Origin of the sequence: Bibersteinia trehalosi (genome assembly GCF_004346205.1) — a bacterium.
In the GTDB taxonomy this organism is placed as follows: Bacteria; Pseudomonadota; Gammaproteobacteria; order Enterobacterales; family Pasteurellaceae; genus Bibersteinia; species Bibersteinia trehalosi.
The window spans coordinates 81795-106966 of record NZ_SMAM01000005.1 but is presented as its reverse complement, the minus strand read 5'-3'; the positions used below and the strand labels follow the sequence as shown (position 1 = coordinate 106966).

General features: G+C 41.3%; 25 protein-coding genes and 2 pseudogenes. 15 read left to right on the top strand and 12 right to left on the bottom strand.

Annotated features, from left to right (window positions below):
* Window positions 1-27: 27 nt before the first annotated feature.
* The 3 genes from EDC51_RS06445 to EDC51_RS06435 all read right to left on the bottom strand — a co-directional run bounded on the left by EDC51_RS06445 (window position 28) and on the right by EDC51_RS06435 (window position 4719).
* On the bottom strand, window positions 28-1251 hold the full coding sequence (locus EDC51_RS06445) for a hypothetical protein (protein ID WP_131928486.1): 1224 nt from the start codon (window positions 1249-1251) through the stop codon (window positions 28-30).
* A 176-nt stretch (window positions 1252-1427) separates the two neighbouring features.
* Complete coding sequence (locus tag EDC51_RS06440; RefSeq protein WP_131928485.1) at window positions 1428-1946, bottom strand: porin family protein; 519 nt, start codon at window positions 1944-1946, stop codon at window positions 1428-1430.
* 85 nt (window positions 1947-2031) lie between these two features.
* A complete protein-coding gene (locus tag EDC51_RS06435) occupies window positions 2032-4719 on the bottom strand; it encodes a TonB-dependent receptor (RefSeq protein WP_131928484.1) in 2688 nt (895 codons plus the stop codon).
* Between the two features lie 253 nt (window positions 4720-4972).
* On the opposite strand from EDC51_RS06435, the gene EDC51_RS06430 reads away from it, so the two are divergent.
* The 8 genes from EDC51_RS06430 (at window position 4973) to panF (ending at window position 10164) form a co-directional block, all read left to right on the top strand.
* The gene (locus EDC51_RS06430; protein WP_025266753.1) at window positions 4973-5923 is read left to right on the top strand and encodes a beta-ketoacyl-ACP synthase III; all 951 of its coding nucleotides are present in this window, start codon (window positions 4973-4975) and stop codon (window positions 5921-5923) included.
* Between the two features lie 82 nt (window positions 5924-6005).
* Window positions 6006-6752: a tRNA (guanosine(46)-N7)-methyltransferase TrmB gene (gene trmB, locus EDC51_RS06425; RefSeq protein ID WP_131928483.1), complete on the top strand. Its 747-nt coding sequence runs from the start codon at window positions 6006-6008 to the stop codon at window positions 6750-6752.
* Between the two features lie 42 nt (window positions 6753-6794).
* The gene (locus EDC51_RS06420; protein WP_025266754.1) at window positions 6795-7139 is read left to right on the top strand and encodes a YggL family protein; all 345 of its coding nucleotides are present in this window, start codon (window positions 6795-6797) and stop codon (window positions 7137-7139) included.
* A 53-nt stretch (window positions 7140-7192) separates the two neighbouring features.
* Window positions 7193-7726 (top strand): YggT family protein, encoded by a 534-nt coding sequence (locus EDC51_RS06415; RefSeq protein WP_015433324.1) that lies wholly within the window; start codon window positions 7193-7195, stop codon window positions 7724-7726.
* Window positions 7727-7735: 9 nt separating this feature from the next.
* Window positions 7736-8038: a DUF167 family protein YggU gene (gene yggU / locus EDC51_RS06410; RefSeq protein ID WP_015433323.1), complete on the top strand. Its 303-nt coding sequence runs from the start codon at window positions 7736-7738 to the stop codon at window positions 8036-8038.
* A gap of 96 nt (window positions 8039-8134) precedes the next feature.
* On the top strand, window positions 8135-8452 hold the full coding sequence (gene metJ / locus EDC51_RS06405) for a met regulon transcriptional regulator MetJ (RefSeq protein ID WP_015433322.1): 318 nt from the start codon (window positions 8135-8137) through the stop codon (window positions 8450-8452).
* A gap of 51 nt (window positions 8453-8503) precedes the next feature.
* Window positions 8504-8737: a YhdT family protein gene (locus EDC51_RS06400; RefSeq protein ID WP_409360073.1), complete on the top strand. Its 234-nt coding sequence runs from the start codon at window positions 8504-8506 to the stop codon at window positions 8735-8737.
* Window positions 8734-10164, top strand: a complete 1431-nt coding sequence (gene panF / locus EDC51_RS06395) for a sodium/pantothenate symporter (protein ID WP_131928482.1) — start codon at window positions 8734-8736, stop codon at window positions 10162-10164. The genes EDC51_RS06400 and panF overlap by 4 nt, the downstream gene beginning before the upstream one ends.
* Window positions 10165-10304: 140 nt before the next feature.
* Here the strand turns inward: panF and EDC51_RS06390 are convergent, their stop codons facing one another.
* Window positions 10305-11195 (bottom strand): N-acetylmannosamine kinase, encoded by an 891-nt coding sequence (locus EDC51_RS06390; protein WP_131928481.1) that lies wholly within the window; start codon window positions 11193-11195, stop codon window positions 10305-10307.
* A gap of 21 nt (window positions 11196-11216) precedes the next feature.
* Window positions 11217-11906 carry an N-acetylmannosamine-6-phosphate 2-epimerase gene (locus EDC51_RS06385; protein ID WP_025266756.1) on the bottom strand — a complete coding sequence of 230 codons (690 nt, stop codon included), beginning with the start codon at window positions 11904-11906 and terminating at the stop codon, window positions 11217-11219.
* A gap of 229 nt (window positions 11907-12135) precedes the next feature.
* On the opposite strand from EDC51_RS06385, the pseudogene EDC51_RS06380 reads away from it, so the two are divergent.
* The 3 genes and pseudogenes from EDC51_RS06380 to deoD all read left to right on the top strand — a co-directional run bounded on the left by EDC51_RS06380 (window position 12136) and on the right by deoD (window position 15096).
* Window positions 12136-13436, top strand: a pseudogene (locus tag EDC51_RS06380) (NupC/NupG family nucleoside CNT transporter).
* 82 nt (window positions 13437-13518) lie between these two features.
* Window positions 13519-14295, top strand: a complete 777-nt coding sequence (gene deoC, locus EDC51_RS06375; RefSeq protein ID WP_131928480.1) for a deoxyribose-phosphate aldolase — start codon at window positions 13519-13521, stop codon at window positions 14293-14295.
* 84 nt (window positions 14296-14379) lie between these two features.
* Window positions 14380-15096: a purine-nucleoside phosphorylase gene (deoD, locus tag EDC51_RS06370; protein ID WP_015433315.1), complete on the top strand. Its 717-nt coding sequence runs from the start codon at window positions 14380-14382 to the stop codon at window positions 15094-15096.
* A gap of 40 nt (window positions 15097-15136) precedes the next feature.
* On the opposite strand, the gene EDC51_RS06365 is transcribed toward deoD, so the two are convergent.
* Window positions 15137-16063, bottom strand: coding sequence for a LysR family transcriptional regulator (locus EDC51_RS06365; protein WP_015433314.1), 927 nt, complete (start codon window positions 16061-16063; stop codon window positions 15137-15139).
* Window positions 16064-16165: 102 nt separating this feature from the next.
* Between EDC51_RS06365 and EDC51_RS06360 the strand changes: the two are divergent.
* The 3 genes and pseudogenes from EDC51_RS06360 to cgtA form a co-directional block, all read left to right on the top strand.
* Window positions 16166-16375 (top strand): annotated as a pseudogene (locus EDC51_RS06360) (transferrin-binding protein-like solute binding protein); the annotation flags it as partial.
* 160 nt (window positions 16376-16535) lie between these two features.
* Entirely contained in the window at window positions 16536-17447 is a 912-nt protein-coding gene (locus EDC51_RS06355) for a DMT family transporter (RefSeq protein ID WP_131928478.1), read from the top strand.
* A gap of 53 nt (window positions 17448-17500) precedes the next feature.
* Window positions 17501-18679, top strand: coding sequence for an Obg family GTPase CgtA (gene cgtA, locus EDC51_RS06350; RefSeq protein ID WP_025289798.1), 1179 nt, complete (start codon window positions 17501-17503; stop codon window positions 18677-18679).
* Window positions 18680-18818: 139 nt separating this feature from the next.
* Here cgtA and ilvA read toward each other — a convergent pair whose 3' ends face one another.
* The 6 genes from ilvA to tsaA all read right to left on the bottom strand — a co-directional run bounded on the left by ilvA (window position 18819) and on the right by tsaA (window position 23876).
* On the bottom strand, window positions 18819-20345 hold the full coding sequence (gene ilvA / locus EDC51_RS06345) for a threonine ammonia-lyase, biosynthetic (RefSeq protein WP_131928477.1): 1527 nt from the start codon (window positions 20343-20345) through the stop codon (window positions 18819-18821).
* A 204-nt stretch (window positions 20346-20549) separates the two neighbouring features.
* On the bottom strand, window positions 20550-21245 hold the full coding sequence (gene slyD, locus EDC51_RS06340) for a peptidylprolyl isomerase (protein ID WP_015433308.1): 696 nt from the start codon (window positions 21243-21245) through the stop codon (window positions 20550-20552).
* 128 nt (window positions 21246-21373) lie between these two features.
* The gene (locus tag EDC51_RS10860; protein ID WP_015433307.1) at window positions 21374-21526 is read right to left on the bottom strand and encodes a hypothetical protein; all 153 of its coding nucleotides are present in this window, start codon (window positions 21524-21526) and stop codon (window positions 21374-21376) included.
* 54 nt (window positions 21527-21580) lie between these two features.
* Window positions 21581-22267, bottom strand: a complete 687-nt coding sequence (gene aqpZ / locus EDC51_RS06335) for an aquaporin Z (protein ID WP_064318707.1) — start codon at window positions 22265-22267, stop codon at window positions 21581-21583.
* 112 nt (window positions 22268-22379) lie between these two features.
* The gene (locus EDC51_RS06330; protein ID WP_131928476.1) at window positions 22380-23084 is read right to left on the bottom strand and encodes an SIMPL domain-containing protein; all 705 of its coding nucleotides are present in this window, start codon (window positions 23082-23084) and stop codon (window positions 22380-22382) included.
* A gap of 48 nt (window positions 23085-23132) precedes the next feature.
* A complete protein-coding gene (gene tsaA / locus EDC51_RS06325; RefSeq protein ID WP_131928475.1) occupies window positions 23133-23876 on the bottom strand; it encodes a tRNA (N6-threonylcarbamoyladenosine(37)-N6)-methyltransferase TrmO in 744 nt (247 codons plus the stop codon).
* A gap of 106 nt (window positions 23877-23982) precedes the next feature.
* Here tsaA and EDC51_RS06320 point away from each other — a divergent pair, with 106 nt between their 5' ends.
* Window positions 23983-24888 (top strand): 1,4-dihydroxy-2-naphthoate polyprenyltransferase, encoded by a 906-nt coding sequence (locus tag EDC51_RS06320; RefSeq protein ID WP_131928474.1) that lies wholly within the window; start codon window positions 23983-23985, stop codon window positions 24886-24888.
* The last annotated feature ends 284 nt before the right edge of the window (window positions 24889-25172 follow it).

The following is a 25172-nucleotide window of genomic DNA, read 5'->3' as shown; positions in this document are numbered from 1 at the left end:
CCAATCTACTGATTGGCTTTTATTATGCTACTTAGTCCCTGTAAATGCACCTTGTACGGAACTATCTTGGGCAGTATTGTTGGTACTAAATGTGCCAGTAACCCCTTCAGCATGCTCACCGGTAAAAATACCTTGGTAAGTACCGCTGCCGTCACCTTTGGCGTTAGGTAGGAAACCATACCCATAGTTAAATTGAGCATCACCGCTAAAGCCAACCATATCGTCCGTAATTTTAATTTCACTATTTTTGAAGCTAATTATTTCTGCTGCTTGACCAAGCTCTGCTCGTTTTGCCATATTGGCTGCGTTTGTATTTACAATGCCACCACTGATGTGGTTATCTTTGACATTGAGTGTTAGCTCATATTGATATTCACCTTGGTTGGTTTTTTCCATTAAGGTTATGTAATTCATCGTGGAGAATGCTGCACTGCCTTTATAAGTCGCATCTACCACAGCAGCCTTATCTGTCGTTGCTGTTTTCGCTAATGCCACAAAATGGTTAAATGGCGAGTTACCACCGCCAATACTTTCCGAATAATTTTCACGAACTACCGCATACCCACCATAGTTATTGGCTGTAGTGGTGAGTAGTGTACCTGCCGGCAATTTAGCATTAGCGCCAATTAAACTGTTAATATTTTTGTTTTCCGTCATGGCTTGCTTTTGCAATACCGTACCTTCTGCTAATGCTTGAGCCAGCTCGGTTTTGCTCACAGAAGTATCGCCAAGGACGTAATTAGTTGCTTTTTCTAATAGTAAGCGAGCGGTTTCTTCTGTCGCTTTTTGTTTATCAGCTTCAGCTTGCTGTTTTTCTGCTTCGAGTTTGGCTTGTGCTTCTTTTAAGCGCGCTTCTTCTTCGGCAATACGTTGTTTTTCTTGTTCACTACTGGCAAGCTGTTTTTGTAAATCTAACATTTTATTTTGCAATTCAATAACGGTTTGATTTGCGGCTAATTTAGCAGCTTGTGCATCCTCTAATTGCGCCTGTAGTGCACTACTATTTTCTTTTTGCTCAGCTAATTCTGCTTGTAAGCTGTTTAACTTGGCTTGCGCACTTTCTGCAGCTTGTTGAGCTTGTTCTAATTTTGTTTGTAGCTCTGCTAAAGCAGCGTTGTTATCTGTGGTTGTTGCTGAGTTAGCTCCTGCTTGAATTTGCTGAGGAATGGCACCTGTCGAACTACCCCCAGAACATGCAGTGATGCCCATTGTAAGAAGTATAGATATAGCTAAGGTGATTTTTGATTTCATACGAGATATTCCTTTGATGCTTGTAATAATCGCAGACAATTTTACGCTGATGCAAAATAATTTCAAACGGAATGCAAGTTATTCTCAAGAAAGGATCGTTCCCAATAAAATAACTGCTGATTTTTTGTGGTACTAAAAAGGCGAGTAGCTTAGTTGCTCTCGCCTTGAGAATGTATTTAGAAACGATATGCTGCAGTGGCAGAAAATGCATTGCCTTTTAATTTATTGCCATGGTATTTTAAGTTGCTACGCAGATACTCTGCACCCACTTCAATGTCGTTTGATATGGCATATTTTGCCCCCGCGCCATAACCAAAACCTTTGAATGTGCCAATATCCCCGACTTTGCTTAAGCTGTAATTTGCTTTAACGTATGGTAGTAAATCAGGTAAGACACGATAACCCTGTGCATAGCCTAGGCTGAATTGATTTTTTTGTTTGGTATCATTAAAGATTTTGCTACTGCCTAGTTTTGCTTTCCCTTCTACAATACCAAGTACGTTATTGCCATAATCAAGCGCATAATCCAGCACAAAGTTAGCACCAGTGGCCTGCTTGCCCTTTAAGTTGCTATTTTTGTATTTAACGGTGGTGAGATCAAGCCCAACACCTACACCAGTAAAAGTTTCACCGACTGGGGCAGCGAAAGTAGATACAGAAAGAAAGGCTGTTGCCATCATTGCTAATTTTTTCATGATCAATCTCCAGTTAAAAAATAGGCGTGCAGTTTAACTGCGATACGCAGTTTTGTAAATTTTTTGCCATTTTGTACCGCTTGTATTACCAGTTATAAGCTACTCCAAACCAGTATTGGCGACCTAGCTGATAAGAGACACTATCGGCATCGCTACGAGAAGAAAGCAATTTTGAATTAGTGTTTGCGGTTGCAACTCGGCTGTTAAATACATTCAGCACATCAACGCTTAGTTCTAATTTTGTTGCTTTAGGCAATGGTATTTCATACAAGAAACTCCAATCGACCACAAAGGCTTTTTTATGCTGGACGGTACGGTAAACACTGACTTTATCTCCGTCGGCACGGCAGCCGTTAGAAAAGACAGTTTCGCCACAAATTCCTTGTTTAAAACCGTGTGAGGTATAGCCTGGACGATAGTTAAGATAGTGTGTCCATTTAAAATTATATTGTGGTAAATCCGTGTTAATTTCTAAAAAGGCATTCCAGCGGGCATCAAAGTTAAGCGCTGGTAGTACACCTCGCATAGCATTAAAATCATCATAACTTTGATCGTTGTAAATATAATAATCACCACGGGTCTGTGAGTCATCGCTGATACTGGTTTCTTCGCTATTTGAGCTGTTCAGATAACCAGTTAAGCTATTGGACTTAATTTTCTGTAAATTAAAACCCAGTTGATAGCTTAATTCTAGTGCGCCCCAACGTAGAGGTTGCATATTACGCAGCACAAAAGTGAGACTGTTAGAGTGGTTTTCACCATCATTGCTCATTACGGTTGCTTTGACTGTTTTGCCATTCGGCAGGGTTATTAGATCATTTTGATCGGTATAAGACATAAATTGTCTTTGCCCGTGACGATAAACATATTTAGCACTAAAGAGCTGATCCCAAAATTGCATGCTAAAACCGAAGTTAGCTTCATCACTATATGGCGTTTTGAGATGGCGAATATTGTTATAACGTATCCAGCGATTGTAATTTAACAATTCATATTCTGTGTTACCGGCTTTACGATAGTGCAATTCATCGGGTGGAATAGTAGAACGTAATGCATTGGCTAAAATATTCCCTGAGTAGTAGCGGTTTAAGCCTCCTGAAAGGGTGAATTTTTTCTCACCGATGATATCCCAATTAAACATAAAGCGAGGCGCAATGTTAAGGTTTTTTAAGAATGAATCATAGGTGACATTCATCGCAGGGTGTAATTCCCAACCGCCAAAAGTCCATTCATCATCAAAATACAGGCTATAATTATTTACTAGTGCTTTGCCATAATATTGTGGATAACGAATTAACATGGTTTGGAATTGTTCGTTCGGCAAGCAATCGGTACAGTCTGAAGGCACTACAATCTTACCACTTTCCCAATCGTTACGAGAGATTCCAGCTCTAGGATCGGTATTATAGTAAAAACGTGCATCATGTGGGCGCGCGGAAGTCGCTCTTGCCAAACTAGCCGACCAACCAAAATCTAGTTGATGCGTTCCCCATTGGGTTTCGATAGGGAGCATTTCGTAATCTTGTTTGAGTGTCCATGTTTTCGTTTCAGTATTTAGCTCTCCTAGGCCTCCTTCACGCGAGAATGCACAATATGGCACGCCATTTTTACGCAAAACAGAGGAACACCAATCCAGAGACGTATTTGGCATATTCCCGATCCAAATATAGCGAGGTGCATTGGTATCATATTTCACACGGTTACGCTGGTAGCTATAGTCTAGAGAGGTTTTGACTTGACCGAAATGATCAATAAATAATTCAGAGCTTAATGCTGCCCGATAGCCGCCGCCTGAAGTGCTATAACGTCCATTTTTTATATTATCCGCGTAATAGACATTTTTATGCGGAGAGTAGATGAAACTAGCGTTGAGCTTATGGCTATCCGATGCCCAATGTGTTGCCTTTAACATATAAGTTTCGGCAAGACGTTTTTCTTCCACTCGCTGTCCGAGCAACCAATGATTTTCAGGAATGAATGATTGTGTGCGATTGTAAGAAAACAATAGCGCAGTTTTATCACTTAACGGCTGATTTGCAGTTAGATTATAGATATGTTTACGAAATTCTGGCTGAATATTATTCAATGCATCGTTATAGGCAATTTGTTCAGATTCTTGAGGGTTGAAATGGAAATAAGTCCAACGATCACGCGTAGTTCGATAGCTAATCCGCCCGCTAGCCTTTTGTGGATCGGCATCTTTGAGTTCGGCATCAACTACCCCGCCAGTGAAGTTGGTGTATTTGGCTGGCACATTACTATCATAAATACTGATTTTACGCAGCAGAGCGCTATCAATTTGAAAAGATTCGGGAGAACCTGGGGCAAGATATAAATTTGCACCGGTTTCAAAAGAGTTTTCTACCGAATTATAGCCGCCGTTGCTATACCCCGGGTTGATAATATCGTTGTTAGACAAACCATCGATTAAGAATAAGTTGTTATAGTATGGTTCCCCATGAAAACTGACCAGTTCAGGTTCAATCTCTCCACCTTTCACGGAGTTATTACTATTATTAGAATAGTGAATCGCGCCGTTTTTTCGCAGTAAGCTGTTAATCGTACTATTGCCTTTGGGGGTTCGTTTGATTTCTGCTTCGCTCAATTGTTGTGGCTTATTATTGTGAGAATGAACTTCCGCGACAACCTCAATGGTATCAAGCATTTCAATGTCATTATTATCGGGGGCATTTTCATTTGCCAAAGTGCAAGTAGAATAACTTGCGAGTGTGGTGAGCACAAGATGATAAATCGGGGAATAGGTAAAACGCATAAGACTCTCCCAAAGATAAATAATAAGAAAGCATAATGAGAATAGTTTTTGGAATCAAGGGGATAGCAAATTGGGAACGTTTTTTGCAAAAAATTCCTAAAAACTAACCGCTTGTTTTGTGATCTTGTTCGCAAAATTTCTAGCCAGAAACAGTGGTTTCTCACATGCCAAAATGGCATTCGATTACGCAATAGTGGGAAGGCCAGCATTTTTTGCGTATAATATGCATCATTATTTTTGACGAGAAGTACAGATGAATAGCAGAATTTTAGCGACTGGCAGTTACATGCCAGCTCAGATCCGCACTAATGCGGATTTAGAAAAAATGGTAGATACCAGTGATGAATGGATTTTTACTCGTTCGGGCATGCGTGAACGCCGTATCGCAGCAGATGATGAGACCGTTTCGAGTATAGGCTATTTAGCCGCAAAAAATGCCTTAGAAATGGCAAACATAGATCCACAAGAGATTGATTTAATTGTGGTAGCAACGACCAGTAATTCGCATGCTTATCCAAGCGCTGCTTGCCAAATTCAAGGTATGCTCGGTATTGATGATGCCATTGCTTTTGATGTTGCTGCTGCTTGTACCGGCTTTGTATATGCCCTTGGTATTGCAGATCAATTTGTGAAAACTGGCAAAGTGAAAAAAGCCTTGGTGGTTGGTGCTGATATTAACTCACGCAAATTAAACCCAGAAGATCGTACCACCCTTGTTTTGTTTGGTGATGGTGCAGGTGCCGTGATTTTAGAGGCAAGTGAGCAGGAAGGGATTTTATCGACTCATCTGCACTCATCTAGCGATAAAACTAGCGCTTTAGTGCTACCAAATGAAAATCGCCAAGATAATCAATCGGGTTATATTTCAATGCAGGGACAAGCAACATTTAAATTAGCCGTACGAGAATTGGCGAATGTTGTCGAAGAAACCTTGGCTGAAAATAATTTGGATAAATCCGAATTAGATTGGTTAATTCCACATCAAGCGAATATCCGTATTATTTCAGCGACCGCGGATAAACTCGGCATGGATATGTCACAAGTAGTGCTGACGGTAGAAAAATACGGTAATACCAGTGCAGCAACTGTGCCGGTGGCGCTGGATGAAGCTGTCCGCGATGGACGTATTAAACGTGGACAATTGCTCCTTCTTGAAGCTTTTGGTGGCGGTTGGACTTGGGGATCAGCGCTCGTTCGTTTTTAACAAGCGCTTGAAATTATTCAATATTTTACAAAATCACTTAACAATAGGCGGAAGAAATTCCGCCTCTCACATTTTATTTACTATGTCAGAAAAAATTACCTTTGCCGATAAAAAACGTAAAACTGTTGAGCAAGCTGAATTTACCGAAGATGGTCGCTATTTGCGCAAAGTACGTAGCTTTGTATTACGCACGGGGCGCTTGAGCGACTATCAACGCGATATGATGAACAACAACTGGGCAAATTTAGGCTTGGATTACCAAGCGACACCTTTTGATTTTAAAACGATTTTTGGCAACGAAAGCCCTGTTATCTTAGAAATCGGTTTTGGTATGGGGAAAAGCTTGGTTGAAATGGCAGAGGCAAATCCTGATAAAAATTATATTGGTATTGAAGTTCATACACCGGGTGTCGGTGCATGTATTGCTTATGCCTTAGAAAAAGGGATAAAAAATTTGCGTGTGATTTGCCACGATGCGACTGAAATTTTACGAGATAGCATTGCCGATAATAGCTTAGGTGGTTTACAGCTCTTTTTCCCTGATCCTTGGCAAAAAGCGAAACACCATAAACGTCGCATAGTGCAGCCTGCCTTTGTTGAACGTGTCATTGAGAAATTAACGCCAAACGGCTTTGTGCATTTTGCAACAGATTGGGAAAACTATTCTGAACATATGTTGGAAGTATTACGCCAATTTCCACAGCTAAAAAATCAGTCGGCCACTAATGATTTTATCCCGCGTCCAGATTTTCGCCCGCTTACCAAATTTGAAGCGCGTGGGCATAAATTAGGACATGGCGTTTGGGATCTCTATTTTGTGAAGAAATAGTGTTAGAATAAATCTGAACTTAATTCCTATAGGAGAAGAAAAATGACTCAACCAATCCGTAATCGCAGACAGCGTAAAAAAATGCACTTAGCTGAATTCCAAGAATTAGGCTTTTTAGTTAAATTCCAATTTAAAGATGGCACAGGTATTGATCAAATTGATGCCACTGTTGATCGTTTTATTGATGAAGTCATCAAAGCGAACGGCTTAGCGTATGAAGGTAGTGGTTACTTACACTGGGAAGGTCTAGTTTGTCTAGAAAAATTGGGTAAATGCGATGAATCTCATCGCCAACTCGTGCAAAAATGGTTAGAAGATAACGGCTTAACTGAAATTGAAGTGAGTGCGTTATTTGATATTTGGTGGGATTTACCAATTAATGAGTAAAAGCAAAGCAAGGGGCTTTAAGGCCCCTTGTGCAATTATTTAGGAGTAGAATTTTGGAGTTTCTCGCCCCTATTCTTGCCCTTGTTATTGGGCTGTTTAATTTCATTTTAATTTTGCGAGCATGGTTACAATATTGCCGTGTTGATATTCGTTTGCCAATTTCACAGACTATTCTGCGTCTGACTTCACCCATTGTTGATCCTGTCAGTAAATTTATTCCAACAGTACGTCGCATTAATTTTGCCGCAATCTTTTTAGCCGGTGTTATTGTGACGATTCAATTTCTGATTTTAGGTATCGACCCAATGAGTGCAGGCATTATTGGTGTACTCAGTATTTTGAAAACTTTCGGGCAAATCCTGTTTTATACAACATTAATTCGGGCGCTAATGAGCTGGGTAACACAGGGCAATCATCCATTGGATTATCTCATTGCTCAAATCACCGAGCCAGTATTAGGGATAATCCGCAAAGTGCTACCGCGCACGGGGATGTTAGATTTTTCAGTGATGGTGCTTGGCTTCGGTTTGCTATTGCTTAATAATGCTATGCTTCGTGTATTTGGCGGACTTTGGGTATTAGCATAAGGAAAGCATATGCAAGCGGTCGAAATGTGTGAAAATCCGCAAGGTTTACGTTTGCGGATTTTTTTACAACCCAAAGCCAGCCGAGATCAGATTATCGGTTTACACGATAGTGAACTCAAAGTTGCTATTACTGCGCCACCTGTTGATGGGGCGGCAAATGCGCATTTATTGAAATATCTAAGCAAACTATTCAAAGTCCCTAAAAGCAGTATTAGGCTAGAAAAAGGCGAGTTGCAACGGCATAAACAGATTTTTATTCCGCAACCCAAACAAATCCCTACGGAAATTTTGCAAATTTTAGAGCAAAATTAAGCGCTTGCAGAATGGAAATCCAGCCGTCTAGATTGCAAGATGGCTAAATTTTGATTAGAATGCCAGCCGATTTTAGTAACTAGAGTAGGAAAAAGCATGGCAGATTGGAATGGTGAATATATCAGCCCCTATGCGGAGCATGGTAAAAAAAGCGAGCAGGTTAAAAAAATAACAGTTTCTATCCCGATTAAAGTGCTAGAAATTCTAACTAATGAACGCACCCGCCGTCAAATTCGTAATCTACGTCATGCTACAAACAGCGAGTTGTTATGTGAAGCTTTTTTGCACGCATTTACGGGGCAGCCATTGCCAACGGATGACGATTTAATGAAAGAGCGACATGATGAGATCCCAGAAGAAGCCAAAGCACAAATGCGAGAGCTTGGGATCAATCCAGATGAATGGGAATATTAGTCCCATGTCCAGCCCTGCATTTGCGGGGCTATTTTTTAACTAAAAGGAGGAATGCAGATGAATCATCCGCAAATCATCAAAGAAGCACGTTGGGCGTTATGGCTCACACTCTTATATATACTTGGCTGGCTTGCAGCTTATTTCTTACCAGCACAGCGCGGGCTATTTGGTTTTCCGCTTTGGTTTGAGGCAGCGTGTATTTTTGTTCCTGTGATTTTCATTTTGTTGATTTCTATTGTCATCAAAAAATACTTTAAAGAAATTGATTTGGAGGAAACAGAATGAATAATGCTATGCTCTTACCTTTAGTCGTTTATTTGCTCTTTGTATTTGGCGTGGCATTCTATGCTTACCGCCAACGTCAAGGAAGTAGCTTTATGTCCGAATATTATGTTGGCGGGCGCTCAATGTCGGGATTTGTACTAGCAATGACTACCGCGGCTACTTATGTCGGTGCAAGTTCTTTTATTGGCGGCCCTGGAGCGGCTTATAAATATGGCTTAGGTTGGGTCTTACTTGCTATGATCCAAGTTCCGGCAGTATTGCTTACTCTTGGCGTTATGGGGAAAAAGTTAGCCATTCTTGCCCGCAAAACCAATAGTGTGACAATTAATGATATTCTGATGGCACGTTATCAAAATCGCTGGGTCGTTTGGGTCTCAAGTCTTGCGTTATTGCTCTCCTTCTTTGCGATGATGACAGTGCAATTTATTGGTGCAGGACGTTTGCTGGAAACTATTCTAGGGATCTCCTATCAAAGTGCGATTTTAATTTTTGCGCTGACTGTAGGGCTTTATACTTTTATTGGGGGCTTCCGAGCGGTAGTTCTTACAGATACTATTCAAGGCTTAGTCATGACGGTTGGTACATTATTATTGCTCGGTGGTGTCATTTATGCTGCAGGAGGTATCAGCAACGCAGTAGATAGCCTTGAAGCAATTAATCCTCAGCTTATTACTCCTTATGGCATTGATGAACGCCCATTAGATTTTACTTTTATGACATCATTTTGGGTTTTAGTCTGTTTTGGTTTAATTGGCTTACCGCATTTAGTTGTGCGTAGCATGGCGTATAAAGATAGCAAAGCACTCCATCGCGCATTGATTATTGGTACTATTGTGGTGGCAATTTTGATGTTTGGTATGCATCTTGCAGGTAGCTTAGGGCGAGCAGTCTTACCAGAACTGAAAGTTGCTGACCAAGTTATTCCAAGCCTTATGCTCGCAGTATTGCCACCTGTCGTTGCAGGGATTTTCCTTGCAGCACCTATGGCTGCGATAATGTCTTCGATTGACTCAATGCTTATTCAAGCATCATCAACTTTAATTAAAGATCTCTACCTAGCGGTGCGCCCACAAGCGGTTGAAAATGAGCAAAAAATTAAAAAATTCTCTACGCTGACGACGCTGGTCATTAGCATCCTACTCATTTTTGCCGCAATTAACCCGCCAGATATGCTAATTTGGCTAAACTTACTTTCATTAGGTGGGCTAGAAGCAACCTTCTTATGGGTAATTGTATTCGGTCTATTCTGGAAAAAAGCGAATGCGACAGGCGCAATTTGCTCAATGCTGGCAGGTTTGGCGAGCTATATTATCATGACAACATTTAAAATTTCTATTTTTAGCTTCCATGCGATTGTGCCAGCGTTATGCATAGGACTTATTGCCTTCTTGATTGGGAATAAATTAGGAACGGCTACTAGAAATTAAGCATTAAATAAAGGGCAGGGGAACTGATCAAACACTGCCCTTTTACTTAGCCTGAATTGTACTAGTTAGCTTTATATTTTAGGATACAAGCACGGATATTTGTGCCATGGAGCTAATGTTTCAAGACTGTGAGCGAAGTATTATATCGTTGCATGACAATTATTCGCCCACCAAGTTGCACCAATTAAACCCGCATCCTGTGCATAGTAAGCTGTTGTGATTTCAGGGCGATAAATTTCAGGCATTTGTGCCAGAAATTTTTGTACACAATCTAAATAGCCCTCTGCTAAGCCAATACTCCCACCAATCGCAATGCGTTGAATATCAAGATTAATAGCCAAGTCAGCAATGAGATTTGCTATCGCTTTTGCAGATTTTTCGACTAATTCGACCGCTTGTTTATCACCTTGTTGGAAGCGGGTAAATACTTCAGGTGGTTCACAGGGGGAATGCCATTTACTTGCTTCTCGGGCAATGGCTCGACCAGAAGCGATAGCCTCTACACAGCCTCTTCGACCACAGCCACACATTTCACCATTTGGATCAGCAAGGCTATGCCCAATGTGTCCAGCGACACCATTTGTGCCTGTAAATAGTTGGCGATTTAAAATAACACCGCCGCCAACACCGGTAGAAACCGTAATAAAGGCAAAATTCTCTATATCGCTGTTATGTAGATATTCAGCACAGGCTGCCGCTTGGGCATCATTAAGTAAGTAGAGTGGTTTGTTAGTGTATTTTTTGAGGCTTTGTTCGAGTGGGAAAAAGGCGAGGTTACCGAGATTTTTAGGATTAAGCGCGGTAAGTATGCCATTTTGTATAATCCCAGTTGAAGCCACGGCGATGTGTGTGAAACGAGCCTCAAAATGTCTTAGGATTTGACAAAGTGCCTGTTCAAGAGCTTCTGCTGTGGGAGCTTGAGGTGTATGAATTTGAATGCGGTCTTGAATTTCACAATGTGTTGTATCTAAGTTGATCAATGCAGCTGCAATTTTAGTGCCACCAATATCAATGGCTAAACAAGCGGTCATTTTGGCTTCCTTTTTTGCAAATTAGTTTTGACGATTTTCAATGGCGCGGACAAACCAGCTGACAATGTGCTCTAAACGGGTAAGCGCTGATCCGACTGTGACTGCAAAAGCCCCATTTTCTATTGCAAGTTTTGCCAGTTCTGGTGTGTTATAGCGTCCTTCCGCCATCACGCGGCAACCTTGTGCAACAAGATCTTGTACAAGTTGTAGATCGGGTTCAACAGGAATCTTACCGCCGGTATAGCCAGACATTGTACTACCGATGAGATCCACGCCAAGTTGCTGGCAATATATGCCTTCTGCAAAATTAGAGCAATCAGCCATCGACATTATGCCTAATGCTTGAATGCGTTTAACACAAGCTTCAATACTTGTTGGGCGTATGCGATCTGTGCCGTCGAAGGCAATAATATCTGCACCAGCGTGATAGAGATCGTCAATATCTTGTAGAAATGGTGTAATCCGTACAGGGCTATCGGGCAAATCGCGCTTAACAATGCCAATAATTGGAACATTAACGACTTTTCGAGCTGCTTTTAGGTTTTCAATGCCTTCAATGCGTAGCCCTGCAGCCCCACCTGCCACCGAAGCAGCGGCCATTGCCGCTACAATTTCTGGTTTGTCCATCGGACCATTATCAACAGGCTGGCAGGAGGCAATAAGCCCATGTTGGATCTGGGCTAAAATCTGCTCTTTGGATAATCTTGACATAAAAACTCCAATATTTTTTATAAAAACAGAAATTTGCTCCAAAGATTAATCTTGTAGACGAGGAAAAACAATTGGATTAGGTAAAAATTGAGAAGTAGATCAAATTTCTCACTATAAAATGCTTCAAAATAGAAAAGTGGTAAGATTTTATAAAAATAAATTTGTATAATGCGGGAACTTTTTCACACCGGTTGTTCATAATCGGTTTTTTTATCACAAGAGGTATCTTATGGGTATGTTAAACAGCCTGCTAGGCATAGTAGCATTGTTAGCAATAGCTTTCCTGTTATCAAATAATAAAAAGGCAATCAATCTGAGAACCGTACTGGGAGCATTGGCAATTCAAATTTCAATTGGTGCCGTGATCCTATATTGGGAAGCAGGGCGTCATGCTTTAAAAGCAACAGCGGAAGCGGTCAGTAAAGTGATTAGCTACGGTAATGAAGGTATTAATTTTGTATTCGGTGGTTTACCAGGTACAGGCGGCGAAGGTTTTGTTTTTGCATTAGGTGTACTGGCTCCAATCGTTTTCTTCTCTTCTCTTATTTCCGTTCTCTACTATCTCGGCATCATGCAGATTGTTATCCGTATTCTTGGCGGGGCATTACAAAAAGTATTAGGTACTTCTAAACCAGAATCAATGTCTGCGGCAGCGAATATCTTTGTTGGTCAAACAGAGGCGCCATTAGTGGTCAAACAGAGGCGCCATTAGTGGTCAAACCATTTATTAAATCCATGACAGATTCAGAGTTATTTGCCATTATGTGTGGCGGTTTAGCTTCTGTATCTGGTGCGGTAATGATCGGTTATGCTCAGATGGTTGGTGCAGCAATGCCAGATCAAAAAGAAGCATTCTTAGCGTATTTAATCGCTGCGGCATTTATGGCTGCGCCAGGCGGTTTACTATTTGCGAAAATTTTACATCCTCAAACTGAATCATTTAAAGATGAGTTAGAAGATGCAGATTACGATGAAAAACCAACGAATATTTTGGATGCAGCAGCAGCTGGTGCATCGTCTGGTATGCAATTAGCTATGAATGTTGGTGCAATGTTATTAGCATTCATTGCGTTAATCGCTATGTTAAATGCCTTTATCGGCTGGATTGGTGCATTATTTGGCTTTGAGGGAGTGACCATGCAGTCACTACTTGGCTATATCTTCCAACCATTAGCGTGGGTAATTGGTGTACCATGGGGTGAAGAAGCGCAAATTGCGGGTTCATTAATTGGTTCAAAAATTATTGTCAATGAATTTGTGGCTTATGCTGATTTAGTGAAATATGTAGGCCCTGAAGCGACAGTACAATTAGGTGCGAAAACAATCGCAATTATCACCTTCGCACTGTGTGGTTTTGCAAATTTAAGCTCTGTGGCAATTTTAATCGGCGGCTTAGGCGGAATGGCGGCTAATCGTCGTGGTGATGTAGCAAGAATGGGCTTAAAAGCGGTTGCTGCCGGTACACTTTCTAACTTAATGAGTGCGACTATCGCAGGCCTGTTTATCGGGCTGGGCGGTTCCATCATGTAATTCATTCACTCACAACACCGCAGGCAACTGCGGTGTTGTCGTTTTTGCAGTAGTAAAACGATTGCGTAAGGAGTAAATAGTTATGAATTTAAAACAGTATGCAGAAAAAGCATTATCATTAATGGATTTAACTACGTTAAATGATGATGATACAGATGCGAAAGTGATTGCATTATGTCAAAATGCTAAGACTTCATTTGGCACACCTGCTGCCGTTTGTGTGTATCCCCGTTTTGTGCCGATTGCGCGTAAAACGTTAAAACAGCTTGGCATTGAGCAGGTAAAAATTGCGACAGTTACTAATTTCCCACATGGTAATGATGACATTGAAATAGCGCTTGCTGAAACGCAAGCCGCGATTGCCTATGGCGCAGATGAGGTTGATGTTGTATTTCCTTACCGTGCATTAATGGCGGGGGATGAACAAATCGGCTTTGAGTTAGTAAAACGTTGTAAAGCAGCATGTGCAGAAAATAATGTATTATTAAAAGTCATTATTGAATCAGGTGAGCTAAAAACCGAAGCGCTTATTCGTAAAGCGAGCGAGATTTCGATTCAGGCAGGGGCTGATTTTATTAAGACTTCCACCGGTAAAGTTGCCGTTAATGCTACACCAGAAAGTGCGAAAGTGATGTTAGAAACAATTCGTGATCTTGGTGTTGCCGACAAAGTTGGCTTTAAAGCTGCAGGTGGTGTGAAAACCGCAGAAGAAGCAAAACTATATTTAGAGCTTGCTAGCGAGATTCTCGGCAAAACATGGGCAGATTCTGCACATTTCCGTTTTGGCGCATCAAGCTTATTGGCAAATTTATTAGCCACATTAAATGATCAAGAGGCCACAGAAGTTACTGGCTACTAATGAAGCGGTTTATTTTGGTAAAAAATTTGCAAATTTAAACCGCTTGAACTCGACAATTTAACAGTAAAACAAGAGGAACAAAAAATGACTCCACATATTAACGCACCTGCAGGTGCATTCGCTGATGTAGTATTAATGCCTGGCGACCCACTCCGTGCAAAATATATTGCTGAAACTTTCTTAGAAAATGCAGAACAAGTAACAAATGTACGTAACATGTTTGGTTACACAGGGACTTATAAAGGCCGCCGTATCTCGGTAATGGGTCATGGTATGGGGATTCCATCTTGCTCAATCTATGCAAAAGAGCTAATTACAGAGTATGGCGTGAAGAAAATTATCCGTGTAGGTTCTTGTGGCGCTGTGCGTGCTGACGTTAAATTACGTGAAGTTGTGATTGGTCTTGGTGCTTGTACTGATTCTAAAGTGAATCGTATTCGCTTTAAAGATAATGATTTTGCTGCAATTGCAGATTTTGAAATGACGCAAGCAGCAGTACAAGCCGCAAAACAAAAAGGAGTAAATGTCCGCGTTGGTAACCTATATTCAGCAGATTTATTCTATACGCCAGATGTTGAAATGTTTGACGTAATGGAAAAATACGGCATTTTAGGTGTAGAAATGGAAGCTGCGGGTATCTATGGTGTTGCCGCGGAATTTGGTGCAAAAGCACTAACTATTTGCACAGTTTCAGATCACATTCGTACGCATGAGCAAACGACAGCAGAAGAACGCCAGCTGACGTTCAATGATATGATTGAAATTGCGTTAGAATCAGTATTAATTGGCGATCAAGCTTAGGTTTCTAAATGAAAGGCAGTGTAAGAACACTGCCTTTTTTCTACTCTAATACCGACAATCCCGGCAAAGTGTTGAAACTTTCTCGTTTTACTGTATGGTGAAAATCTTCAAAGTAAGCAGTATTTTGATCATTTTCACGAATGGCACCATACAGCGTACTATGTAACCCCTGTTCCGTGATTTTACGTGCAACGACATAGCCCCGTTCTAAATAGGGTTTTACTGCCCAATATGGTAAGGTGGCAATGCCGCGTTTGCTTGCGACTAATTGAATAATTGCAATTGTTAGTTCACTGGTACGGCGGCTTGGATTAATTCCCGCAGGAAAGAGAACTTTACGTAATAAATCCAACATATCATCAGGCACAGGATAAGTGATAAGCGTTTCATCGCGGAAATCTTCAGCCAGCCAAACCTCTTTTTGTGCTAAAGGGTGATCTTTGGAGCAAATACCCACCATTTCGTAAGAGAAAAGAGGCTGGAAGATAATGCCTGCAGTTTCTTCAATCTCAGCAACAACAGCCCAATCCGCACGATGATTTAGGAGTAAGCCTACTGTATCGGTATGGAAACCGGAAACAATATCTAGCTCCACCTGCCCCCAGCTCTGACGGAATTTATCCATCGCTGGCATCAGCCAGTCGAAGCATGTATGGCATTCAACTGCAATACGTAGCTCGCCCGCTTCACCTTGCTTAATTCGAGCTAAATCCAACTCTGCTTGAATGACTTTAGGCAAAATATCATAGCCAAGGCGAATCAATCGTTCTCCTGCTGGTGTAAAGCGAATCGGCATACTTTTACGCTCAAAAAGCTGCAAATCATATTGATCCTCAATTAATTTGATTTGGTGGGAAAGTGCGGATTGGGTTAAATGTACTTGCTTTGCGGCAAGAGAAATACTGCCACTTTCTTTTAAAGCAATCAGCGTTTTTAAATGGCGGAGTTCAAGGAAAGTCGGTTTCATATATTGTCTTTGTGATCAAGGACTCAAAAATGAAATTATGATACCGCTTTTTATTGAAGATAATAAGGCTTTTATTTACACTGCCGTGGGTTTTCTGCTAAAACGTTAAATGGCACAATGAATGCCGAAACAGTGGATGTCATTAATCTAAATGCCAATATAAGCGGTAATAGTTTTACCGGTTCTGCAAATTCAGCCTCCTTAAGCGGCACGGCTAAAGTAGAAGGTAAATTCTACGGTGAAAATGCAAAAGAGCGCGGAGGCATGTTTAAAGCGGCGGATTGGGTTGGTGCATTTGGCGCGAGCAAATAATTTCTTCGCTTAAACAAGCGGTTGGATTTTGGGATAATTTTGCAAAAAATTGTAAAAATCTGACCGCTTATATTTGATAAAACCTGCTAAAAATTCGCCTTTCCTACGGTTATCGTGTAAAATCTCCGCCTTTTCTGAACAGTTCCATCTAAGTAAATTTATGCAACAAAAACCTTTGCGTGGCTTTCTCTATGCATTACTCGCATCCATGACATGGGGAACCTTACCAATTGCCGTTCAGCCATTGCTTGCGACTATTGATGCGCAAACCTTGGTATGGTATCGATTTTGGGTTGCTGGGCTAGGTTTGGCGCTATTTTTTGTTTTAACTAAGCGATTGCCTAGCGCCAGAGCATTTAGTCCACGAGTGTTTAAGTTAATCTTTTTAGGTGTGTGTGGCTTGGCGGCAAATTTTTTCCTGTTCAGTGAAGCCTTAAATTATATTTCACCGACCACCAACCAAGTTTTATGGCAGCTCGCGCCTTTCACCATGATTTTGTGCGGGGTGGTGATTTTTAGAGAGAAATTTGGGCAACATCAGAAAATGGGTTTAATTCTGTTGCTTATTGGTTTAGCCGCATTTTTTAATGAACGAATGGGCGAAATTCTGCAATTTGGTGATTATGCAGTGGGAATTCTTATTTCAGCTTCTGCTGCTATCATTTGGGTTTGCTATGGCATTGCGCAAAAATTACTTTCGGCAACGTTTAGCTCACAGCAAATTTTGATGATTATTTATCTTGGTTGTGGCGTGGCAATTTCTCCCTTTGTATCACCAAGCCAACTATTTGAAATTAATGGCTTTTTAATAGGCTGTTTTTTATATTGTTGCTTAAATACTTTTATAGGCTATGGCGCTTATGCCGAAGCATTAAACTATTGGGATGCCACTAAGGTGAGCGTGGTAACCATTTTATTGCCGATTTTTACGATGATCTTTTCCCATTTAGGGCATTGGTTAATGCCTGATTTTGTCCCTGAGCTAACCATGAATTGGCTGAGCTATCTTGGTGCTTTTATTGTCGTGGCGGGGACCATTTTATCGGCGATTGGGCATAAGATTTTTAAATAATTTAACTCTCTTTCTATGGTATTCAGCGAAAGAGGTTACAGGAGAATAGAATAATGAAATTTATTGATGAAGCACTAATTCGTGTTGAAGCTGGCGATGGCGGTAATGGTTGTGTCAGTTTCCGCCGTGAAAAGTTTATCCCGAAAGGCGGGCCGGATGGCGGTGATGGCGGTGATGGCGGTGATGTGTATCTAGTTGCAGATGAGAATCTAAATACACTTATCGATTACCGTTTTACCAAGCGTTTTGCCGCTGGGCGTGGTGAAAATGGACGTAGCTCTGACTGTACTGGGCATCGTGGTAAAGATATCACTTTGCGTGTACCAGTTGGAACGCGCGCAATCGATAATGATACCCAAGAGGTGCTGGGCGATTTGACTAAGCACGGAATGAAAATGCTGGTGGCCAAAGGCGGCTATCACGGTTTAGGGAATACCCGTTTTAAATCTTCGGTAAATCGTGCACCACGTCAAAAAACCAATGGCACGCCTGGGGAAAAACGTGATTTACAGCTTGAGCTTATGCTGCTGGCTGATGTGGGGATGCTTGGGTTACCGAATGCAGGCAAATCAACCTTTATCCGTGCGGTTTCTGCGGCAAAACCGAAAGTTGCCGATTATCCATTTACTACACTTGTACCAAGTTTAGGTGTAGCTCGCGTAGGCTCTGATCGCAGTTTCGTGGTGGCGGATATTCCGGGATTGATCGAAGGCGCGGCGGACGGCGCTGGTTTAGGGATACGTTTCCTAAAACACTTAGAGCGTTGCCGTGTATTAATTCACTTAGTGGATATCTTACCAATTGATGAAAGCGATCCTGCTCAAAATATCTCAATTATTGAAAGCGAACTCTTCCAATACAGTGAAAAGTTATCAGAAAAACCAACGTGGTTAGTCTTCAATAAAATTGATACGATTGGCGAAGAAGAAGCTCGTGAAATTGCAGACAAAATCTGTGAAGAAATTGGTTGGGAAGGTGATTATTACTTAATTTCTGCCGCAACAGGGCAAAATGTACAAGATTTAACTCGTGATATTATGGATTTCATTGAGGCTAATCCGCGTCTTGAGGCAGAAGAAAAAGCAACTGAAGAAGTTGCGTTCAAATGGGATGATTACCATCAACAAGCAATGCAAAATCCAATTACTGAAGATGATTGGGATGACTTAGACGACGATGATTGGACAGAAGAGGATGACGAAGGGGTAGAGATTATCTACGAACGTCGTTAAGTGCATTGAGATAACACAAAAATTAACAGCACGTATTTGAGTCATTTTCAAGTACGTGCTGTTTTATTTTCAAGTCGCTTGATTTGCTTTTTCTATCTGCTTAGAAGCACGAGCTTTAAGGGGCTACTTGAACAGGTTACTATTTAAGAAAATAGCGATAAGCGGGACTTTGGCTAACATTTTCATAAGTATAGCCTAATTTAGCTAAATCTTGCTCGAATGTAGTTTGCTCTTGCTCTGGCACAACAAATGCCGCCAAAATATCGCCATAATCTGCACCGTGAGCCCGGTAATGGAATAATGAAATATCCCAGTTGATTAAGGTTTCCAAGAATTTGCGTAGCGCGCCTTTTTGTTCTGGGAATTCGAAGTTATAGAGCTGCTCGCGTACAATACTTTGTGGTCTGCCTCCCACCATATAGCGAATATGTGTTTTGGCGATTTCGTCATCTGACATATCGGTAACATCATAACCATTGTGTTGGAGATCGGTAATAATTTCGGCAATTTCTGTTTTGCCTGAAACACGTACTCCAACAAAAATACATGCTTGAGTATCATCTGAATGGCGATAATTAAACTCTGTTACGGCACGATTACCCAGTACTTCACTGAATTTTAAGAAACTGCCGTTTTGCTCAGGAATGGTTACAGCCAGTAAGGCTTCGTGTTTTTCACCAATTTCGCAGCGTTCAGAAACATAGCGTAGTGTGTGGAAATTGAGATTTGCTCCAGAAAGCACGCAGGCTAAATTTTTTCCTTGTGGATGATGTTGCTCAACATATTTTTTCAAACCAGCTAAGGAGGTTGCGCCGCTTGGTTCGGCAATTGCGCGTACGTTTTCAAAAATATCTTTTAGGGCAGCACAAATTTCATCGTTGTCTACTAGCACAATATCATCTACATATTGCTGGCAAAGACGGAAGGTTTCATCACCAATGCGTTTAACCGCAATCCCATCGGCAAATAATCCTACACGCTCAAGATCGCAAGGAGCCCCTTTTTTTAATGCATGATACAGGCAAGCAGAATCCTTACTTTCCACTCCGATAATTTTTATCTCAGGAGCTAGTTGTTTGATGAGTGTCGCAATCCCTGCAATTAGCCCACCGCCACCAACAGGAACAAATATCATATCCAGATCGGAATGTTGCTGTAGTAGCTCCATACCAATAGTACCTTGCCCTGCAATGACCAGAGGATGATCGAAAGGTGGAATAAAAGTCATACCAAGTTCTTGAGATAATTCAATCGCCTTGGCTTTAGCTTCATCAAAATTTGCACCAAATAATAATGCTTCACCACCGTATCCTCGCACTGCATCCACTTTAATTGAGGGCGTGTTTTGTGGCATGACAATTAATGCGCGTAGCCCAAGATGCTTTGCTGAAAGCGCTACACCCTGTGCATGATTGCCGGCTGAGGCGGTGATCACCCCCACATTTTTTTGGGCAGGCGAGAGATTAGAAATCATGGCATAAGCACCACGTAGCTTGAAGCTGTGTACTGGCTGTCGATCTTCCCGTTTAATGAAAATAGTATTTCCCAAACGCTCAGAAAGTTTTTCCATTTTTTGTAGGGGAGTATGTTGGGCAAGATCGTAGATTTTTGAACTGACAATAGCACGTAGATAATCCGTGCCGTTCATTTGCTGGTTATCACTCATTTTGTTTTCCTGTGTTTGTATAGCTGAATATATTTTCCCTTTTAAATTCACTGTTTCAATACAGTTGTTTTTGAGAAGAAACATATTTTGATTTCGTTCAGAGATAGAAATCAGCAGGGGAGTAAGCTATAAATTGTTTCGATTTTTCTATTTTTTATTCTGATCAAAAAACGGGGGACAAAATCCCCCGTCATTGAATAAAAATTACTGTTTATTGCATTTTTCATCAGCTGTGTGATGATGGTGATGATGTTCATCACAGCATTCACCATTATGATGATGGTGATGATGCTCATCACAGCAGCCTTCATGAGCTTCTTCGTGATGATGACCTCCGCAGCCACAGCCATTGTGGTGATGATGGTGGTGGTGACCGCCGCAACCACAGCCGTGACCTTCTTCATCGCTATCATGCCCACCACAGCAGCCACCATGCTCGCCGTGAATATGACCGTGAGCAATCTCTTCGAGGGTTGCTTCACGGATTGAGACTACTTCCACAGAGAATAGCAACTCTTGGCCTGCTAACATGTGGTTACCGTCCACCACTACTTCATCGCCATCTACTTCAGTGATAACGACCGGTAATGGGCCAATGTCTGTATCTGCGATAAAACGCATACCCACTTCTAATTCATCTACGCCCATAAATACATCTTTTGGCACACGTTGCACCATATTGTCGTTATATTCACCATAGCCTTCTTCAGGTTTTACACGCACTTCAAAAGTCTCACCCACGGCTTTACCTTCTAAAGCATTTTCTAAGCCCACCACAAGGTTATTATGACCGTGTAGATACTCTAACGGTTGTTCAACAGGTGCTTCATCGACTAATACGCCATCTTGAGTACGAACTTGGTACGCGATGCTTGGCACAAGATTTTTTGCGATTTTCATTTTAAATTCCTTTCTTTAAGTGTAAAAGTTCAAGCATTGTAACGGTTTGTTGGGGATTTGCAAATTTTCCCCAAAAAAAGACCGCTTGTTGCATAATCTACAAGCGGTCCGGTTTTTACAATTTGCTGTTAATCTGTGATATCCGGGGTAACTGCATCTACCACGGTAACAGCAGTACTCACTGCTGCGCCAGCAACTGAGGCTGCTGCACCAACTACCGAGGTAACTAAGCAGCCGCTTAACAAGCAAGTTGAGGTAATAAGAAAAATCAATTTTTGCATATCGAGTTTTAAACAAGAAACCCCATCAGCGATGGGGTTACAATCAAAGTGAGATTATTTTTCTTCTGCAATGAAACGGTAAACCAATGCGCCAATTACCGCACCAACGATTGGTGCAACCCAGAATAACCATAATTGTTCAATAGCCCAGCTACCTTGGAAGAGTGCAACACCAGTAGAGCGTGCAGGGTTTACAGAGGTGTTGGTGACAGGAATACTGATCAAGTGGATTAAGGTTAAAGCCAAACCGATTGCAATTGGGGCAAAACCTGCCGGTGCACGTTTATCTGTTGCGCCCATAATGATGATTAAGAAGAACGCGGTTAATACGATCTCAATTAATAGCGCAGCAACTAAGCTATAACCGTGTGGAGAGTGCTCTGCATAACCGTTGCTTGCAAAACCAGCAGTTGCATCAAAGCCTGCAGCGCCAGATGCGATAGTATAAAGCACAGCGGCTGCCGCGATTGCACCTAAAACTTGTGATGCAATGTATGGTAGTAAGTCTTTGCTGTTGAAACGACCACCGACTAATAAACCGATAGATACAGCAGGGTTGAAGTGACCACCAGAGATATGGCCAACCGCATAAGCCATGGTTAATACGGTTAAACCGAAAGCCAATGAAACGCCAGCGTAGCCGATACCTAAATCAGGGATACCTGCTGCTAATACTGCGCTACCACAACCACCAAATACTAACCAGAATGTACCGAAAAATTCGGCAAAATATTTTTTCATGTTTAAGTTCCTTTTAAGGTAAATATTCAATACGTTTTTACGTATCGTCCGAGTGAATTGCCGATTATCGGCATTATTAGCAAAGCAGGCTCCGCCTACTTATCTAATTCTGTTATTCAAAAACCACTTTACCAGAGGCTGTGGCACTGATGAGCTGTTTGCCTGCTTCTAGTGGCAATTTGTTCTCTGTTGCCATTTTGGCGCTACTTAATGCGTACATTCTACTCTCATCATGTGGTGCATAGCCGTTTGGCGTATTTAATTGCACCTCTGTCAGTGTATATTTTTGGGCATTTAACCCTTTTTGAATGATTTCGGCTTTATGTTGAAACTGTTTGATAATTTCTAATGTCATCTCATCCTCTAAAGCCGCAGCTTTTTCTGGTGAAACGCTAAAATCAATAGCAGTGATAGCAATTTCCTCATCTAAATGGTCAAGGATATTGGCTATAGCATCAAAATTCTTACTGATTAAGCGAATTCGCCCTTCTGCCACCCAGCCTATTACCTTGCCTTTTTGATCATAATCCGCGTAGTTTGAAATGCCTTCGGCAATTAGCTCAATATCTGCATTTTGTTTGGCTTGTTCAAGCACTTTGTTTAAGTTCGCTGAGACTGCTTTTTTCAATTCTGGTAGTTTTTTACCGGCTTTACGACTGAATACTTCGGCAGTCATTAAATCTTTCTCAACCGTACGACTCACTTGGGTTGAAAATTGAAAGGTCGCGCCTTTTTCATGAGGGGCAGGCTGTGCATGAGCATGTAGCGCGAATCCGAGAGCCATCATTGCAAGCATCAGAGAATGTGTTAATTTCATGGTTTGTCTCCTTATCAAAATTGCCGAGCTTAGAGTGATTTGATTAAGCTAAGTTCCCTCAGTTACGCTCAAAACAATGGCTTTGCCGAAATTTTCAGCATCTATTTGCCATTTAATATTACAGCCTGCCAAACTCATACCATAAATTCGCTGACTGGCTTTACCTTGTTGATAAGCGGGGCGCGGGTCTTGTTCTAAAACCTCACGGATAAAGTTTAGCGGATTGGAAATTGAAAATTTTGCAAAATTTGAACAATTTTGCACCGCTTGCTGTGCTTCGGGGCTAAATTCTACGCTTAATGTTGCAGGTGGCTTTTGTTGTGCAAAGCCGGAAAGTGCATTTGGCTCATTGTCTGCATAGGCGATATAAGGCTTAATATCTAAAATAGGCGTACCATTGACTAAATCTACGCTACCTAAATGTAACAAAACTTCGCCGTTACTGATTTCAACCTGACGCAGTGCCACTTTTGACAATCCAATCGGGTTAGGACGATGAGTGGCTCGGCTTGCGAAAACGCCGATTCGCTCATTTCCACCTAAGCGAGGAGGACGTACGGTTGCATGCCAGCTACGCTCAGGAATTTGATGAAACTGAAAAATAAGCCAGAGATGGCTAAATTGCTCAATATCACGCACAGCATCTGCTTGATTAAACGGCGGTAGCAAACGCAAAATGCCGTGACCTTCCTGCACTAAATTCGGTTGCCGAGGCACGGCAAATTTTTCATCAAACGGGCTTTCCATCACACCGATTGGCTGGATGGTCAGACTTGTGAATGTACTCGGCATAAAGTGTTAATTTTCTGCTAAAAATCAAAAACAAAGTCGTTATTTTGTAATAATATGCTTCGCTTTGAAAGTAAAAGCACAGAAATTTGTCGTAAACGGGATAACAATGAATAAAAATTCAACATTTTCAATTTGGTTTAGTACTGCACGTCCAAAAACATTGCCATTAGCATTGGCTTCTATTTTAGTCGGTTCGGCATTGGCATATTGGGCAGGGCATTTTGATTGGATGACAACCCTGCTTGCCTTACTAACCACGACTTTATTACAAATTCTGTCTAATTTTGCCAATGATTATGGTGATCATATTAAGGGCTCGGATACGGCAGAACGTATCGGGCCAAAGCGAGCAATTCAGCATGGGGCAATTAATGGTGAGCAGCTTAAAAAATCACTTTATATCGTTGGGGCACTAAGCTTTTTGTCTGGGGTATCGCTTATTGTTTATGCCTATCAATCATTGCAAGATTTAGTCGTTTTCTTGAGTCTCGGCATTATCGCAATTATTGCTGCTATTACTTATACGGTCGGGAAAAAACCCTATGGCTATTTGGGGTTAGGTGATATTTCTGTGCTGATTTTTTTTGGTTTTTTAGCGGTATTAGGCACATTCTATCTGCAAGCTCATAGTGTGCCATTGCTGATTTATTTGCCTGCGTTAGGTTGTGGTTTACTTTCCGTGGCAGTGTTAAATATCAATAATCTGCGGGATATTGAACAAGATCGTAAAGCGGGCAAAACGACCTTGATTGTCCGCATTGGCAGCCAGAATGGTCGTTGTTACCACCTTGTCTTACTGGTATTAGCGGTATTGTCTTATTTCATTTTTGGTTTGTTTGCTTTTCAACATTGGTATAGTTTTGTATTTTTGCTTGCTGTGCCATTATTAGCCAAACACGGATATTTTGTGTATCAACATAAAGATCCTAGTGAATTACGGCCTATTTTAGGGCAGATGGCAGGCTTAGCGTTGCTCACAAATGTGTTATTTAGTATGGGGTTGGCCTTTTAACAAGCGGGGGATTTTGCAAAATTTTCTGCAAAATTAACCGCTTACATTTAAATAGGAGAACTCAATGAAAAAAGTTGCACTATCTTTTCTCGCACTCCACCACATAAATTTCAAGATGCCGTAGGAAATGTGATCATCAGCTATGCTTATTGTACTGGTAATAAAATAACTTTTACTGCGAAGGCTGGGAAGGATTATGAGGTCGTGCCAAGCCAATCTAGCCAAGAATGTGGTGTAACACTTTACGAATTAAATTAACGAAATGCCCTCAAAGGATAGTTTGA

Bases quoted from the DNA above. Each gene is read 5' to 3' on its own strand.
- EDC51_RS06445 (WP_131928486.1), bottom strand. From the start codon at position 1,251: ATGAAATCAAAAATCACCTTAGCTATATCTATACTTCTTACAATGGGC.
- EDC51_RS06440 (WP_131928485.1), bottom strand. From the start codon at position 1,946: ATGAAAAAATTAGCAATGATGGCAACAGCCTTTCTTTCTGTATCTACT.
- EDC51_RS06435 (WP_131928484.1), bottom strand. From the start codon at position 4,719: ATGCGTTTTACCTATTCCCCGATTTATCATCTTGTGCTCACCACACTC.
- EDC51_RS06430 (WP_025266753.1), top strand. From the start codon at position 4,973: ATGAATAGCAGAATTTTAGCGACTGGCAGTTACATGCCAGCTCAGATC.
- trmB (WP_131928483.1), top strand. From the start codon at position 6,006: ATGTCAGAAAAAATTACCTTTGCCGATAAAAAACGTAAAACTGTTGAG.
- EDC51_RS06420 (WP_025266754.1), top strand. From the start codon at position 6,795: ATGACTCAACCAATCCGTAATCGCAGACAGCGTAAAAAAATGCACTTA.
- yggU (WP_015433323.1), top strand. From the start codon at position 7,736: ATGCAAGCGGTCGAAATGTGTGAAAATCCGCAAGGTTTACGTTTGCGG.
- metJ (WP_015433322.1), top strand. From the start codon at position 8,135: ATGGCAGATTGGAATGGTGAATATATCAGCCCCTATGCGGAGCATGGT.
- EDC51_RS06400 (WP_409360073.1), top strand. From the start codon at position 8,504: ATGCAGATGAATCATCCGCAAATCATCAAAGAAGCACGTTGGGCGTTA.
- panF (WP_131928482.1), top strand. From the start codon at position 8,734: ATGAATAATGCTATGCTCTTACCTTTAGTCGTTTATTTGCTCTTTGTA.
- EDC51_RS06390 (WP_131928481.1), bottom strand. From the start codon at position 11,195: ATGACCGCTTGTTTAGCCATTGATATTGGTGGCACTAAAATTGCAGCT.
- EDC51_RS06385 (WP_025266756.1), bottom strand. From the start codon at position 11,906: ATGTCAAGATTATCCAAAGAGCAGATTTTAGCCCAGATCCAACATGGG.
- deoC (WP_131928480.1), top strand. From the start codon at position 13,519: ATGAATTTAAAACAGTATGCAGAAAAAGCATTATCATTAATGGATTTA.
- deoD (WP_015433315.1), top strand. From the start codon at position 14,380: ATGACTCCACATATTAACGCACCTGCAGGTGCATTCGCTGATGTAGTA.
- EDC51_RS06365 (WP_015433314.1), bottom strand. From the start codon at position 16,063: ATGAAACCGACTTTCCTTGAACTCCGCCATTTAAAAACGCTGATTGCT.
- EDC51_RS06355 (WP_131928478.1), top strand. From the start codon at position 16,536: ATGCAACAAAAACCTTTGCGTGGCTTTCTCTATGCATTACTCGCATCC.
- cgtA (WP_025289798.1), top strand. From the start codon at position 17,501: ATGAAATTTATTGATGAAGCACTAATTCGTGTTGAAGCTGGCGATGGC.
- ilvA (WP_131928477.1), bottom strand. From the start codon at position 20,345: ATGAGTGATAACCAGCAAATGAACGGCACGGATTATCTACGTGCTATT.
- slyD (WP_015433308.1), bottom strand. From the start codon at position 21,245: ATGAAAATCGCAAAAAATCTTGTGCCAAGCATCGCGTACCAAGTTCGT.
- EDC51_RS10860 (WP_015433307.1), bottom strand. From the start codon at position 21,526: ATGCAAAAATTGATTTTTCTTATTACCTCAACTTGCTTGTTAAGCGGC.
- aqpZ (WP_064318707.1), bottom strand. From the start codon at position 22,267: ATGAAAAAATATTTTGCCGAATTTTTCGGTACATTCTGGTTAGTATTT.
- EDC51_RS06330 (WP_131928476.1), bottom strand. From the start codon at position 23,084: ATGAAATTAACACATTCTCTGATGCTTGCAATGATGGCTCTCGGATTC.
- tsaA (WP_131928475.1), bottom strand. From the start codon at position 23,876: ATGCCGAGTACATTCACAAGTCTGACCATCCAGCCAATCGGTGTGATG.
- EDC51_RS06320 (WP_131928474.1), top strand. From the start codon at position 23,983: ATGAATAAAAATTCAACATTTTCAATTTGGTTTAGTACTGCACGTCCA.